The sequence below is a fragment of the Desulforamulus ruminis DSM 2154 genome (genome assembly GCF_000215085.1).
GTDB classification, from domain to species: domain Bacteria; phylum Bacillota; class Desulfotomaculia; order Desulfotomaculales; family Desulfotomaculaceae; genus Desulfotomaculum; species Desulfotomaculum ruminis.
Genome location: NC_015589.1, coordinates 369,949 through 383,584 on the forward strand (window position 1 = coordinate 369,949; position 13,636 = coordinate 383,584).

At 39.7% G+C, this 13,636-nt stretch carries 11 protein-coding genes and 3 pseudogenes; 7 read left to right on the forward strand and 7 right to left on the reverse strand.

The features are described 5' to 3' along the window. Positions 1 to 6: 6 nt before the first annotated feature. The 7 genes from glmS to DESRU_RS20675 all read left to right on the forward strand — a co-directional run bounded on the left by glmS (position 7) and on the right by DESRU_RS20675 (position 8,404). Positions 7 to 1,836 (forward strand): glutamine--fructose-6-phosphate transaminase (isomerizing), encoded by a 1,830-nt coding sequence (glmS, locus tag DESRU_RS01930; protein ID WP_013840442.1) that lies wholly within the window; start codon positions 7 to 9, stop codon positions 1,834 to 1,836. An 803-nt stretch (positions 1,837 to 2,639) separates the two neighbouring features. Next, positions 2,640 to 3,539: a DNA-methyltransferase gene (locus DESRU_RS01935; RefSeq protein ID WP_013840443.1), complete on the forward strand. Its 900-nt coding sequence runs from the start codon at positions 2,640 to 2,642 to the stop codon at positions 3,537 to 3,539. A 21-nt stretch (positions 3,540 to 3,560) separates the two neighbouring features. After that, complete coding sequence (locus DESRU_RS19660; protein ID WP_013840444.1) at positions 3,561 to 4,046, forward strand: BglII/BstYI family type II restriction endonuclease; 486 nt, start codon at positions 3,561 to 3,563, stop codon at positions 4,044 to 4,046. Further along, positions 4,046 to 5,350 carry a hypothetical protein gene (locus tag DESRU_RS01945; protein ID WP_013840445.1) on the forward strand — a complete coding sequence of 435 codons (1,305 nt, stop codon included), beginning with the start codon at positions 4,046 to 4,048 and terminating at the stop codon, positions 5,348 to 5,350. Before DESRU_RS19660 ends, DESRU_RS01945 begins: the two co-directional genes overlap by 1 nt. Next, positions 5,322 to 7,127, forward strand: a complete 1,806-nt coding sequence (locus tag DESRU_RS01950; protein WP_143758731.1) for an SNF2-related protein — start codon at positions 5,322 to 5,324, stop codon at positions 7,125 to 7,127. The genes DESRU_RS01945 and DESRU_RS01950 overlap by 29 nt, the downstream gene beginning before the upstream one ends. After that, on the forward strand, positions 7,120 to 7,989 hold the full coding sequence (locus DESRU_RS01955; protein WP_013840447.1) for a protein NO VEIN domain-containing protein: 870 nt from the start codon (positions 7,120 to 7,122) through the stop codon (positions 7,987 to 7,989). The genes DESRU_RS01950 and DESRU_RS01955 overlap by 8 nt, the downstream gene beginning before the upstream one ends. A gap of 253 nt (positions 7,990 to 8,242) precedes the next feature. Then, entirely contained in the window at positions 8,243 to 8,404 is a 162-nt protein-coding gene (locus DESRU_RS20675) for a hypothetical protein (protein WP_013840448.1), read from the forward strand. 201 nt (positions 8,405 to 8,605) lie between these two features. Here DESRU_RS20675 and DESRU_RS20680 read toward each other — a convergent pair whose 3' ends face one another. The 7 genes and pseudogenes from DESRU_RS20680 to DESRU_RS19665 all read right to left on the reverse strand — a co-directional run bounded on the left by DESRU_RS20680 (position 8,606) and on the right by DESRU_RS19665 (position 13,178). Beyond that, entirely contained in the window at positions 8,606 to 8,764 is a 159-nt protein-coding gene (locus DESRU_RS20680; RefSeq protein WP_187290603.1) for a hypothetical protein, read from the reverse strand. A 48-nt stretch (positions 8,765 to 8,812) separates the two neighbouring features. After that, positions 8,813 to 8,932: pseudogene (locus tag DESRU_RS21690) on the reverse strand (methyl-accepting chemotaxis protein); the annotation flags it as partial. Beyond that, a pseudogene (locus DESRU_RS20150) lies at positions 8,933 to 9,108 on the reverse strand (integrase core domain-containing protein); the annotation flags it as partial. It abuts the pseudogene before it with no gap. 98 nt (positions 9,109 to 9,206) lie between these two features. Beyond that, positions 9,207 to 9,439 (reverse strand): annotated as a pseudogene (locus tag DESRU_RS20155) (integrase core domain-containing protein); the annotation flags it as partial. Positions 9,440 to 9,689: 250 nt separating this feature from the next. Next, positions 9,690 to 10,238, reverse strand: coding sequence for an NADH peroxidase (locus DESRU_RS01960; RefSeq protein WP_013840449.1), 549 nt, complete (start codon positions 10,236 to 10,238; stop codon positions 9,690 to 9,692). A 17-nt stretch (positions 10,239 to 10,255) separates the two neighbouring features. Then, a complete protein-coding gene (locus DESRU_RS01965; protein ID WP_013840450.1) occupies positions 10,256 to 10,687 on the reverse strand; it encodes a Fur family transcriptional regulator in 432 nt (143 codons plus the stop codon). 625 nt (positions 10,688 to 11,312) lie between these two features. Next, entirely contained in the window at positions 11,313 to 13,178 is a 1,866-nt protein-coding gene (locus DESRU_RS19665; protein ID WP_013840451.1) for a methyl-accepting chemotaxis protein, read from the reverse strand. Positions 13,179 to 13,636 lie beyond the last annotated feature (458 nt).

Genomic DNA, 13,636 nt, shown 5'->3' on the forward strand with positions numbered 1-13,636 from the left:
AATCGTATGTGTGGCGTCGTCGGTTACGTGGGTCTGAGACCCGCAACACCTGTTATTGTTGAAGGCTTAAAGAAACTTGAATATAGAGGGTATGATTCTTCCGGAGTGGCGGTTCTGGATAAGGACGGCCTGAAAGTGGAGAAAAAAATGGGGCGCCTGTCCGAACTGGAAAAGGCTCTCAACGGCAAAGTGCTGGATGCCACCATCGGCATCGGCCACACCCGCTGGGCCACCCACGGCCGTCCCAGCGATGTGAACGCCCATCCCCATACCTCCAACGATGGGAAGATCGCGGTTGTTCACAACGGCATCATCGAAAACTACCTGCAGCTCCGGGAATGGCTTTCTTCCATGGGCCATGTTTTTAAATCCGAGACCGATACCGAAGTGATTCCCCACTTGATCGAGCATTTTTACAATGGGGATTTAATTGAGGCGGTGCAGAAAACCGTTTCCCACCTGGAGGGCTCCTATGCCATTATGGCCATCTCCATCGACCAGCCCGGCCGTATTGTGGCGGTGCGTCAGGATATGCCCATGGTGGTGGGCCTGGGACAGGGCGAGAACCTGCTGGCTTCCGACATCCCGGCTCTTCTCAAATACACCCGCCAGTGCTACCTGCTGAACGACGGGGACGTGGTGGAACTGCGGGCCGATCAGGTGATTATCCGGGATGTAACCGGTAAAATCGTGCAGAAGGACATCTTTGAGGTAACCTGGGATGCCGAAGAAGCTGAAAAAGGCGGCTACGAGCACTTTATGCTCAAAGAAATTCACGAGCAGCCCCGGGTGATCAGAGACACCCTGAAAGGCCGCATCTCCCACCAGGGGGATAAAGTCATTCTGGATGAAATCAACCTAACCCCTCAGCAGATTAAAGGCATCAAGAAAATTATCGTTACCGCTTGCGGCACCGCTTACCACGCGGGCCTGGTGGGCAAATATATCATTGAACAGCTTGTACGCATTCCCGTGGAGGTAGACATTGCCTCGGAATTCCGCTACCGGGACCCCATCGTGGATAAGGACACCCTAGTGGTGGTGGTCAGCCAGTCCGGCGAAACCGCCGATACCCTGGCAGCCCTCCGGGAAGCCCGCCGCCGGGGCGCCAGAGTGGTGGCCATTACCAACGTCATCGCCAGTTCCGTGGCCCGGGAAGCGGACGACATCATCTACACCTGGGCCGGCCCGGAAATCTCCGTGGCCTCCACCAAGGCCTACACCACCCAACTGGTGGCCCTGTACCTCCTGGCCCTGTACCTGGCCCAGGAGCGCAACACCCTGGCCGCCGGCAATATTACAGAAATCCTGAATGAGCTGAAAGCCATCTATACCAAGGCCCAGGAAGTGCTGGACAACGAACAGCCCATTAAAGAGTTTGCGGAAAAATACCATCAGGCCGAAGACACCTTCTTCATCGGCCGGGGCCTGGACTACGCCGTAGCCCTGGAAGGCTCCCTGAAACTCAAGGAAATTTCCTACATCCACGCCGAAGCCTACGCTGCCGGTGAACTAAAACACGGCACCCTGGCCCTGATCGTGGAAAACATTCCGGTCATCGCCCTGGCCACCCAAAAAAGCCTCTTTGAAAAGATGGTCAGCAACATCAAAGAAGTCAAAGCCAGGGATGCCTCGGTCATCGCCCTGGCCATGGAAGGCCACACCGAGGTAGAAAAGGTGGCGGACCAGGTTATCTACATCCCCAAAACCCACCAGGTGCTGGCGCCGATCCTTACCGTCATCCCGCTGCAACTGCTGGCCTACTACATGTCCGTATGCCGTGGCTGCGACGTTGATAAGCCGAGGAATTTGGCGAAGAGTGTAACGGTGGAGTAGGGGGCAAGGAAGGCATGTATGAAAAAAATAATTAAAATTATTATTTCAAGTTAAGATGATGATAGTAAATTCCAATTACACACCATTCTTAAAATCTAAAGGTGGTGTGTTTTTTTATATTTAGAGTTGGGCTTAAGTCGAATTATTGGTAATTTATGTTGAAGGAAGAAGACTCATAAAGAAGAATAGTTATTTTAGGAGTATCAACTCAACCTAGCTATTTTAAATAGTATTGAAAGTAAAGTTCCTTAATTCCTTAGTTATTTCCGGATATGAAGATCACTAGAGTGGGTTCGGGCGATGCATGCAATAAACAGCCGAATAAGTCAGGCGGCTAATGAGATTTATCGGCTTTACTGAAGGAGGATACCTTATACAGAAGCAAATTTTGGAACTGGTCACGTTCAGAAAGAATGTATCTCCTTTTTGGGTTTGACTAAAAATTGATCGAGAGAATTGGGAAGCGCTGTACGGGTATGATAGCAATCAGTAATAGCACTTAAATCAATCATTGATGCAATAAAAGTATAAATTTTCCTAAAAGATTCTACCTGATGCTGACGATTTTTATGGTTTCCTACAATATTTTTACTGAGAGAGATTGACAAAAGACACCTTTATATTGCATTTTAATATAAACAATATTGTTTTCAACGAATGATTCTGATTTGTCAGATGTGATTTAGAGATAAATAAACTTTTTGAAAAAAGGCTACATCGAAAGGTTTAGAAAAATATTATAGTTGACTAATGAAAATAATAGTTCGCCCTCTCTCTGATAATTAATCAAAGGATGATAAAAGATGATAAATATTACTTCTCTCAAAGAACTACAGATAAATAATTTAAATTTACATGACCATATGCTTTTACATGGTGATGTTGAAAAATTTTTAGATAGGTTACCTTTAAAACCAATTTTTGATTTAGTAGTGACTTCTCCCCCTTATAACATGGGTAAAGAATATGAAAAAAAAGTGCCATTAGAGGAGTACATAGCCTGGCAAAAAAGAATAATTTCTAAAATTTATCTACGGCTAAAAGACACGGGAAGTATATGCTGGCAAGTGGGAAATTACGTTGATAATGGAAAAGTTGCTCCGCTGGATATTGAGATTGCACCAATCTTTAAAGATCTCTCTATGAGTATGAGAAATAGGATCATTTGGCATTTTGGACACGGGCTACATAGTAAGAAGAGATTTAGTGGCCGCTATGAAGTAGTCTTGTGGTACACTAAATCTGATGAGTATATTTTTAATCTAGATCCAGTTAGAATCCCTGCAAAATATCCTAGTAAGAAAAGTTTTAAAGGACCTAATAAAGGCCAACTTTCTGGAAATCCATCTGGGAAAAATCCTGAGGATGTATGGGACATTCCAAATGTGAAAGGAAATCATATTGAGAAGACCATACATCCGTGTCAATTTCCGGTTGGACTTATTGAAAGATTAGTTTTGGCCCTTACTAATGAGAATCAGTTGGTTTTTGATCCCTTTTGTGGTGTTGCATCTTCAGGTGTAGCCTCAATATTGCACAACAGGATATATTGGGGTTGCGATATTTATAAGGAGTATTTGGACATTGGTATAAATAGGATAAAAGACACCTTTGAAGGTACCGTAAGATATCGTCCATACGACAAGCCTTTATATGATCCAAGCCAAAGCGCCCTATCAAAAATTCCAGACGAATGGAAATAGCTATATTATAGGAGGAAGTGTATGCGTATAAAAATTCATAGCCATAGAAGTGGAAAAAGTGTTGTTCCCAAGGAGATATTGGGACAAATTCAAAATATATTAATTGAAATTGATATAAAAACAACACGTTATGCAGCTCCCGAAATTAAGAAGGCAGTCTTTAGGGGGTTAAAACATAATGGCTGGCCTAAAGATATTCTGTTGGATGATCAGTCCAAAATTACCATTACATCAAAATTGAATGAAGTTGGATTATGCGTTCAGTTAGGTAATGTTAGTCGTGTATATTATGACCTTTTAAAGCTACAAGCATTGTTTACCAAGGGATTTATATCTTCAGGAATTATAGTAGTTCCCATTTTACAGGCAGCTAAAGCACTCGGTTCTAATCTCGCGAGCTATGAGCGGCTTGTAAAGGAGCTAAATATTTTTAATCAAGTTATAACAATGCCACTTGTAGTAATTGGTTTTAGTGAAAATAATAAGGAGTTTTGGGAGGGAATGTAATGGTAAATAGTTTTGATTTCCTTACTCAGTTTGGTTTCTCTATTTATGAACGAATAAAAGAAATTGGCAAAAGATGCGAATCTCCGATCGGTATTCAACCATTAGAATTTATGGGGAAAAGAAGAGATCTGCCAGTAATTGAAATTCGCATTGAAATTCCAATATATAGATTATCTAATGGAAGAACTCTGACTATGCAAGAAGAGTATCTCGCTAATCACTCTGAGCATCCCGATGATTTTTTTACTCGTGATGTCGAATCAACCGAGGCGCAATTAGCACAACATGAAATATTACTGGAAATGGTTGATGATCAAGGTTTGTTGAAAGCGTTTAAAGACGGGGAACAACAAACGGATCCTCTAATTAGTACAAATACAGGAATTATTGTAAATGGCAATCGAAGGTTGTGTGCATGGCGTGAATTGTATTATAAAGATAAAATTACATATAAGCATTTTGAGACTATTAGATTAGCTATATTGCCTGAATGCGACGAAAAAGCAATATTAGAACTTGAAGAGCGTTTGCAGGTTCATTCCGAAAAGAAGGCACAATATAAATGGCATACTATAGCTAAGATGATAGAAAGAGATATTAATGCTGGTAAAGAAGAAACTGATATCGCAAATTCATTATCAATTACAAAGGCTCGTTTACACGAGTTATTAGATATGCAGCAATATGCAATAACTTATTTAGAAAAAAGAGGCTGTTCAAAGCAATGGAGTCTAGTTGATGATAAAGAGCTGGCGTTTTCACAAATGGTTAAAAGTCGAAAAAAGATAGAATCAACGTCACAAAAAGAATTTTTTGAAAGTGTTGCTTTTGCTTTAACAGATGATTCACAAAGCGCGGGCGGTCGTTTGTATGGATTAATTCCTGAAGTTAAAGATAATTTGGATGAAATATGTGCTTCGCTAGAGCAAAAACTAGAGGAAAGATATAACTCTATTGAGCCAAATGGGTTTGATCTACTTGCACCGGAGTTGGATGATTCTGAAATTAAAATGGCTAGGATTGCTGTGGCTGCTGGATTACCAGAGAACGCCAAAATTGTAAGGGCAGTCGCTAGAAATGTAATTGAAACTCAAAAGGCCCTTAAGGCTGAGCAAAAATCAGAAGATTTTCTGCTAGACCAAGTTACAAAATCTGCTACTATACTTTGCAATGCAGTTAATATTGGTTTATCAAAGGAAAATGTAAAAACCCGTGGTATTGAAGAGCAGTTGGCGAGTATTCAAAATAGTGTTAAGAAAATAACTGAATGGTTGTATGAAAATGAATATTCAACTCAACTATAATCAAAAGAAAAATGAAGTGATATTGATTTGTGATGATCCTGAGGATCAATACTGGAGGCTTTTAGGGAGAATTGTTGCAGATAATGTTGGAGAATTCTCCACACAATCAGATAGTATTATTTTTGCATGGAGATATTTTCTTGCCTTTAAAAAAGAATTAGCTATTTATGCAAAATCACATAACATAGGAATACGGTTCAGTCCGGATGTAAAATGCTTATTGGAGTCCGCAAATACTGCTTCTTATCAATATGCTCTAAAATGTAAGCCATTGGATGAAGCCATTTTGATAAGCAAATTACGTGAAGCGGGCTTTAAAAGGACATTAACGTCAAATCAGTTAAGAAATTTGAGCAAATTAGCTAGTTTACCTTCTAGTGCTACATTTTCCGTACCCGGGGCCGGAAAAACAACTGAAGCCTTAGCCTTTTATTTTATAAATAGAAAAAAGGAAGATAAATTATTAGTTGTCGCTCCTAAAAATGCTTTTGGTGCATGGGACGAACAATTAGAGATTTGTAACCCTAATGGGGAGAGCAGTTTTGTACGTTTGCGTGGTGGGGAAAATAATATTAGGGAATTGCTAAAAAGTAATCCACAATATATCATCATTACTTATCAACAGTTTCCGCGAGTGAGGTCACTAGTTTCAGAATTTATATCCCGCAATTCTGTATTTGTATTTTTAGATGAGAGTCATCGTATAAAAAGTGGGAAGCAGGGAGTATCCGCAGAGGCCATTCTAAATATATCCTATCTACCAGTTCGAAAATTAATAATGAGTGGTACCCCTATGCCTCAGAGTGTGAATGATTTAATTCCACAAATTAATTTTTTGTATCCGGATATTAGAGTTAAAGAAGAAGATGTGATTTCTATTGCTCAGCCTTTGTTTGTAAGAACAACAAAGGCTCAATTGGGGTTACCCTCTATTGAGCATAAATTAATATCCATACCCATGGACCCCTTACAATACAATATTTATCTACTTTTAAAATCTGAATTTAAAAGGCAGTTAAATCCTTATTTAAATGATGATGCAAAATCTGCTTTAAGAAAAATTGGGAAATGTACAATAAAGCTTATGCAGTTTGTGTCTAATCCAGCCCTATTATCATCAGATATGGATTATGTATTTAATCAGAAACTGGGTAGGCTTCTTTTAATAAATAACGGTCCTAAGATTGAGTATGCATGTAACAGAGCTCGACAATTAGCAAAAGAAGGGAAAAAGGTAATTATTTGGACATCCTTTGTTGAAAATGTTGAATTGATAGCAGAAAGATTACGTGATTTAGGCGCTGACTTTATACATGGTGGTGTAGATGCTGGCGATGAAGATGATAATGATTCACGTGAAGGAAAAATAAAGCGTTTCCACGATGATCCTAACTGTATGGTTTTAGTTGCAAATCCGGCAGCAGCTTCAGAGGGTATCAGCTTGCATAAAGTTTGTCAATATGCAATATATGTTGATAGATCATTTAATGCTGCGCAATATCTGCAGTCAGAAGACAGAATTCACAGACTAGGATTATCAGATGATTTAAAACCTACCGTAGAAATAATAGAATGCAAGGACAGTATAGATGAGGTAATACGAAAGAGGTTATCGATTAAGGTCCAACGAATGGCAAAAGCGTTAAATGATCCATCGTTAAATATTGATCCTATTCCATATGACTTTAAAATGTTTGATGAGCAAGTGGGGGGTATGCAACTAGATGATTTAGATGATATTATCAATTATTTTTTTGGTGGTATTCAAAATGATTAGACTTTCTCCTGGAATTTTAAATTCTGTATTGACTTTATTAAATTTGATAGACAAATTCTCAGAAATCAGCCTAAATAGAATTAAGGCTCATAGCATGTTTAACGGAATACATGTAGATGATGTGATTGAGACGTCATTAAAGTGTGAATGGTTAATATGTAAGGAGAATCATTTTTTTTGTACAGAAGCTGGGCAAAATTTATTAGAACTATATTTAAAAGATAAAGTTACAGACCATTTACTAAGAAGAATGATTCGAGATTATATTTATAATTGTTCTCCTATATGGGCTAATAGAATACCTAATGGAAGAAAAGAAGCCTTTTATGTTATGTCAATAGACGAACAAAAATGCTTTGTAGATTCGAACTTGATGAAAGAGCCACCCGAAAAAACTATTATTGATTGGTGGGATGAAGTTTCACAATCTATTAGATACAGATTTAATTCAAATTTATTAGGAATAGGACGACAAGGGGAGCTTCTCACTCTAGAATACGAATTAAAAAGAACAGGAGTTAGTCCTATTCTACAGTCTTTGAATACCAACTTAGTTGGATACGATATATTATCTCAAGTTGGGGAAAAAGACACACAGAAATTGCTTATAGAAGTTAAGTCTTCTCTTAAAAACGCAGGGACTGCAAATTTTGTATTTACAAAAAATGAATGGGAAACTGCGTGTCAAACGGAGAACTATTTAATATATTTGTGGGAGATAAGTACGGTTCCTAGATTAGCAATTGTTGCTCCTTTAGATATGTTTGCTCATATTCCACTGAATCAAGGATATGGAAAATGGATTAAAACAGAGGTTCCATTCTATGCTTTTGAGGATAAATTTGTTGATGTGAATCAATAGATATACTATTAATGTCTTTAATATATATAAATTTTTAATTAATGTACTACTCCCGAAAATGGTCAATAAAGAAACTTGCTTTGATCGGTCAGGGTTGACCTATTGACTTGTTGTGAACCTCGCTATACAATTAGTCCACATTGATAGAGAAAATGACCAAAGGGATTCAAACAATGAGCCAGTTAACTTAGGAAGAAATTGTTATCAAGATTACAAGTGAATTAAGCGTTGAAAAAGAGGAACTTCTAGGTCGATGCTGGGAAGAAAGAGAGTAGCAGCTAGAAATATGCTTATTTATGAAGCGATTAACCATGAAGTGTTATCACGAAATGAACTGGCGAAGAAACTGCAAGTGGACCCATCAAGAATAACTAGAGATTTTCAGAAGGTAGAAGAATTAATAAAAATAAATTGAAAAGTCAAGCTGATCCCGTGATGTGTTGATATAAATTCATATAAGCAAACGAAAAGGCCACCCGTAAAGGATGGCCCTAGAACAACTAAGCTACATTAAATCTTCAGGCCAGCGTCTGAAGCTCTTTTGCCAGATCAGCTAGACTTTGGCCAGTAGCACTGATTTCCTCTACAGATCCCGTTTGTTCTTCAACAGTCATCGTTACATTCTGTACTGTGAAGAAGTTTCTTTGGCGGCTGCAGCCACTGCCTGGATATCGTTGGCTAATTCCTGGACAGCATAAATTATTTTTTCAAATGTAGTCCCTACTCCTTGCACCAACAGCGATCCAGATTCTACTTGATCCTTTGCTTCATCCATGGTTTGTACTTTATTTGGGATTCGTGTTGGATGGTATTGCTCAGGGAAATATCTCTTTAGCCGCTACGGCAGACTGCTCGGCTAATTTGCGCACTTCTTCGGCTACCACAGCAAAACCTTGGCCATGAGTTCCTGCACGTGCGCTTCAATCGCTGCGTTTAATGCCAGAGGGGTCATGTTGCCTAAAGAACTATGAGGTCGGTATTCATTATAATCTAACCTCCAGGCCTCAATCTTTTGCCGTGCATCTTCCAGGGATAAAAACCAGTTTACATTGAGGCACTCATCCGGAAACTTCCGTTGAAGGATTCGATGAATGCATTACCCGTTGATTTGCCTGGTCTGAAAGCGTAGAGGCATATGGGGTCAGGCTTGACTTATGACTTATTGTGAACCTCGTATATAATGAACTAAGAAGACAGTGCCTAAAGAACTATTGGTATTCATTATAATCTAACCTCCAGGCCTCAATCTTTTGCCGTGCATCTTCAGGGATAAAAACTAGTTTACATTGAGGCACTCATCCCGGAAACTTCCGTTGAAGGATTCGATGAATGCATTGCCCGTTGGTTTGCCTGGTCTGGAAAAGTCCAGTTCTACACCATTTTCATAGGCCCATTGGTCAGTGCTTTGGATACAAATTCAGGGGCCATTGTCCACCTTAATCATCTTAGGGGCTCTATATTTGCACTCCCCTATTAAGTGAAATATGCCTCGCTAATGTATTAATAGTTGGAGAGATGAATTCAATGATATACTCCTAATAAACTTTAAGTAACTCATATAATTTCTATATTATCCCAACTAAACTTATAAAATACCAACCCAACAAGGTTGGTATTTCTATGCAGATCATAATAAGGGAACCCGGCTTGCGCCAAGTCCTTGAGGCACCGGCGCAAGCCGGGTTTTCCAAACTAAATTATTAGCCAAAATATCTTTTTAACAGGCCTTTGAAAGCTGAACCATGACGTGCTTCGTCTTTACACATTTCATGAACAGTATCGTGAATAGCATCATAACCAAGCTGTTTAGCTTTGGTTGCCAGATCTTTTTTGCCTTTACAGGCGCCATGCTCAGCATCAACGCGGGCTTGTAAGTTGGCCTTAGTATCAGCATCTACCACCTCACCCAAGAGCTCAGCAAACTTGGCGGCGTGTTCTGCTTCTTCCCAGGCAATTCTTTTATAGGCTTCGGCAACTTCGGGATAACCCTCGCGGTCAGCCTGTCTGCTCATAGCTAAGTACATGCCTACCTCAGTACATTCACCCATAAAGTTATCTTTAAGGCACTGAACTACTTCTGGGTCTAAGCCTTTAGCGACGCCAATTTTGTGTTCATCAGCCCAAACCAATGTTTCATTTTCGTTTTTCGCCACAAACTTATCAGCAGCAGCCTTACATTGTGGGCAATTTTCCGGTGCAGCTTCCCCGGTGTGGACATAACCACATACAGTGCAAACAAATTTTTTCATGATAATTCTCCCCCTTGTTAATGATTAATTTTATTTTTATTAAGACATCTATTACAGACGCCTTTGAAATATATGTGCTGTTCATCAACCCTATGAGTTTCCAGCTCAGTTAAATCTAGGCCGGATAAATCGATTCTTATATCATAGACCTGACCACATTCTTCACATTTAAAGTGGCCATGAGTTGAGATATCAGCATCATATCTTGTTTCATTTTCCTCTATCACCAGCAACTGTACGATACCTTGTTCTAAGAAAAGCTTTAGGGTATTGTAAACCGTGGTTTTAGAGAGAGTCGGTATTTCCGGCACCAAGGCTTTGAAAATACTGTCAACTGTGGGATGATTCTTATGCTGAATAAGATAATCAAAAATCCTAATCCTTTGATAAGAAGGTTTTACACCATTTTCTTTGAGAAATTCTTCGGTGGACTTATTAGCAAATTCCATATTTCTCATCCTTCTAATAATCATTTACACTTAATTTAAATTTGTAATGATTACATTTTTATTATAGTTTCATTTTAGCGCCCTGTCAACAGGCTATTTAAATTTTTTCATATTATTTTTTACTTATTCTATAATTAAACAAAATGGCTATTAAATAAATTAACTACCTGTAAGGGGAGAAGGGGAGATAAGGTTAAAAATACGTATTTCTGCTGATTTCTAATTGAAATCTTATGTATTTAGTTTCCTAACCCGATGGGCCTCTTTTTTTTGCGCATTTTTGATTACTACGCCATAAATGAACTTTTAGAAAAATTAAAGGAAAAGCAAATGTAACGAAAGCTGCCCAAAGTCCATAGACCGGCAAATACTTAGTAACGGCATCTTGGATGGTTGAAGGTCCGGTTTTGTAGAAAACGCATATAGGAGAGCATAATCCAAATTAGATTGACCCAGATAAGTATATTTACTTCTAAAACAGCAAGTTTGTTGGGTGTAATCCCAAAAGAGGAAAGCCTGACCGACCCCATGATGCCCACTGGTAATTATCTACTTTTATAGATATATAAACATCATTCATATAAGCAAACGAAAAGGCCACCCGTAAAGGATGGCCCTAGAACAACTAAGCTACATTAAATCTTCCGGCCAGCGTCTGAAGCTCTTTTGCCAGATCAGCTAGACTTTGGCCAGTAGCACTGATTTCCTCTACAGATCCCGTTTGTTCTTCAACAGTCATAGTTACATTCTGTACTGCCGAAGAAGTTTCTTTGGCGGCTGCAGCTACTGCCTGGATATCGTTCGCTAATTCCTGGACAGCATAAATTATTTTTTCAAATGTAGTCCCTACTCCTTGCACCAACAGCGATCCGGATTCGACTTGATCCTTTGCTTCGTCCATGGTTTGTACTGCTATTTGGGATTCGTGTTGGATGGTATTGCTCAGGGAAAATATCTCTTTAGCCGCTACGGCAGACTGCTCGGCCAATTTGCGCACTTCTTCGGCTACCACAGCAAACCCTTGGCCATGAGTTCCTGCACGTGCGGCTTCAATGGCTGCGTTTAAGGCCAGAAGGTTGGTCTGATCAGCAATGTTGGTAATTAATACAACAATCTCAGATATTTTAGCTGCCGAGCTCTTTAATCCCTGAATTACTTTTCCATTCTGATTCGTTGCCTTCGCGATAGTGTCCATCTTCTCAATAATATTCTTTATTCCTTCGTTGCCTTCCAAGGCATAACTGGCGGCCTTGTTAGAGGCATCGGCCACGCACTGGACATTTGCTGCGACCAGTTCCACCGTCGTAGCCACCTCGGTAACGGTAGAAGAAGTTTCGTTCGTACCGACCGCAACATTTTCAGCATTGGCAGATAGTTGAAAGGCTGATGATGCAATATCCTGTGATTTATCATGCAGTTGGCCCACAAGTTCCCTGAGATTGACCAGCATTGCGTTAAAAGAATCTGCCAGTCGACCAACCTCATCCCTGGACCTGACTTTAATTGGTTCACCGGCTAGATCGCCGGAAGCAATTCTGGCCGCTGCCTGGTCCACGAGGTTAATTGGTTTAACCACTTTACTTATAATCCAAACACCTAATAGACTAATCAATACGATCATAATTAATCCGGCTAGAATCATGTTCTTTAGTGTGGAATTAGTCATTTTGATGTTTTCTGCAAGGGAAAGCCCGGCACCAACTACCCCGATAATTTTACCTTCGGGATCCTCAAGGGGCATATAGCTAATTATGTATGGTTGGTTTCCCAGGTCTACATTTTCTTTGATGCTGTCCCTTCTTTGCAGCACCTCGGCCTGCACTTTTTGGCTGATAGAACTACCTATTTTAACATCCTTGAAACTGCTGCTTACCACTTCGCTCTCTTGTGAAATTAGGATATTGACGCCCAATAGCTCACTGATTTCTTCAGCGACACTGTTCTGACTGAAAATATACCCGGCTGTGACCACTCCGATGACGGTTCCCTTTTCGTCCTTAATCGGTACGCCAGACCGGATTGATAATTTTACGATGTTACCGGTTTCTATTCCCACGTTCGCCTGGCCAACGGTGGCTTGCTTAATAGCACTTTGTTTAATTATGTTGTCGCCATAACTGTCTGGCTGGTGGGCTTTAGCAATGGTGGTTCCCTTTTCGTCGGTGATCACCAGGTATTCTAAGCCGGATTCTTTCATGAGAGGGGTAGTAACGGACAGTAAGTGTTCTCTGCTTCCTGACTTAACTCCTGCAATCACATCTGGATTGAGTGCCACAATTTTAGTTTTCTCTAGGGCCTCTTTTTTTCGCTGCTGAATAAAGGTGTCCACCGCTACCTGCTTGGCACTAATTTCCTTTTCGATTTGCTTATTCATATTACTGCTAGACTGATTGATGCCTATGTAAATACTAATGCTGGCTACCAGAAAAACCAATCCCATGATAAGAAACATTGCCTTATATCTTAGAGAATGAATTACCTTGTCTTTCATATGAAAAAACCTCCCATTATCTCTAAAATTAGCATGACGTTTTCACTTTCATTTTTCACCACCTATCCAAAGGAGGGCACCAACAAGTTATAGATTTTTAAATATTGGTAGTTTTTGGCTATACCACCATAATTAACAGTGCCCTGGTATTATTTGGTTTGAAAGGTATTATAGCAACTTTTTGCCTTTACTTATGTTAAGAGTTTTACAGTAAATTGTCGTATTAACGACAAAAGGCGGTTTGTAATTTTTATTTTGTACTTGTTAGGCTTAAAGAAATAGCGAATGCTGCACAAGTGTTATCACGAAGAGAGTTAGTGAAGAGACTACAAGTGAACCCAGCAAGAATAACCAGAGGATTTCAGAAGGTGAAGAATTAATAAAAAGATAAATCGAAAAGTAAGCCTGATCCCATGCCCCTATTCTAAGGGAAGGAGCAGATCCATTATTTTTCATGT

Coding starts and splice junctions, on each gene's coding strand:
- glmS (WP_013840442.1), top strand. CDS start 7: ATGTGTGGCGTCGTCGGTTACGTGGGTCTGAGACCCGCAACACCTGTT.
- DESRU_RS01935 (WP_013840443.1), top strand. CDS start 2,640: ATGATAAATATTACTTCTCTCAAAGAACTACAGATAAATAATTTAAAT.
- DESRU_RS19660 (WP_013840444.1), top strand. CDS start 3,561: ATGCGTATAAAAATTCATAGCCATAGAAGTGGAAAAAGTGTTGTTCCC.
- DESRU_RS01945 (WP_013840445.1), top strand. CDS start 4,046: ATGGTAAATAGTTTTGATTTCCTTACTCAGTTTGGTTTCTCTATTTAT.
- DESRU_RS01950 (WP_143758731.1), top strand. CDS start 5,322: ATGAAAATGAATATTCAACTCAACTATAATCAAAAGAAAAATGAAGTG.
- DESRU_RS01955 (WP_013840447.1), top strand. CDS start 7,120: ATGATTAGACTTTCTCCTGGAATTTTAAATTCTGTATTGACTTTATTA.
- DESRU_RS20675 (WP_013840448.1), top strand. CDS start 8,243: ATGCTGGGAAGAAAGAGAGTAGCAGCTAGAAATATGCTTATTTATGAA.
- DESRU_RS20680 (WP_187290603.1), bottom strand. CDS start 8,764: ATGGATGAAGCAAAGGATCAAGTAGAATCTGGATCGCTGTTGGTGCAA.
- DESRU_RS01960 (WP_013840449.1), bottom strand. CDS start 10,238: ATGAAAAAATTTGTTTGCACTGTATGTGGTTATGTCCACACCGGGGAA.
- DESRU_RS01965 (WP_013840450.1), bottom strand. CDS start 10,687: ATGGAATTTGCTAATAAGTCCACCGAAGAATTTCTCAAAGAAAATGGT.
- DESRU_RS19665 (WP_013840451.1), bottom strand. CDS start 13,178: ATGAAAGACAAGGTAATTCATTCTCTAAGATATAAGGCAATGTTTCTT.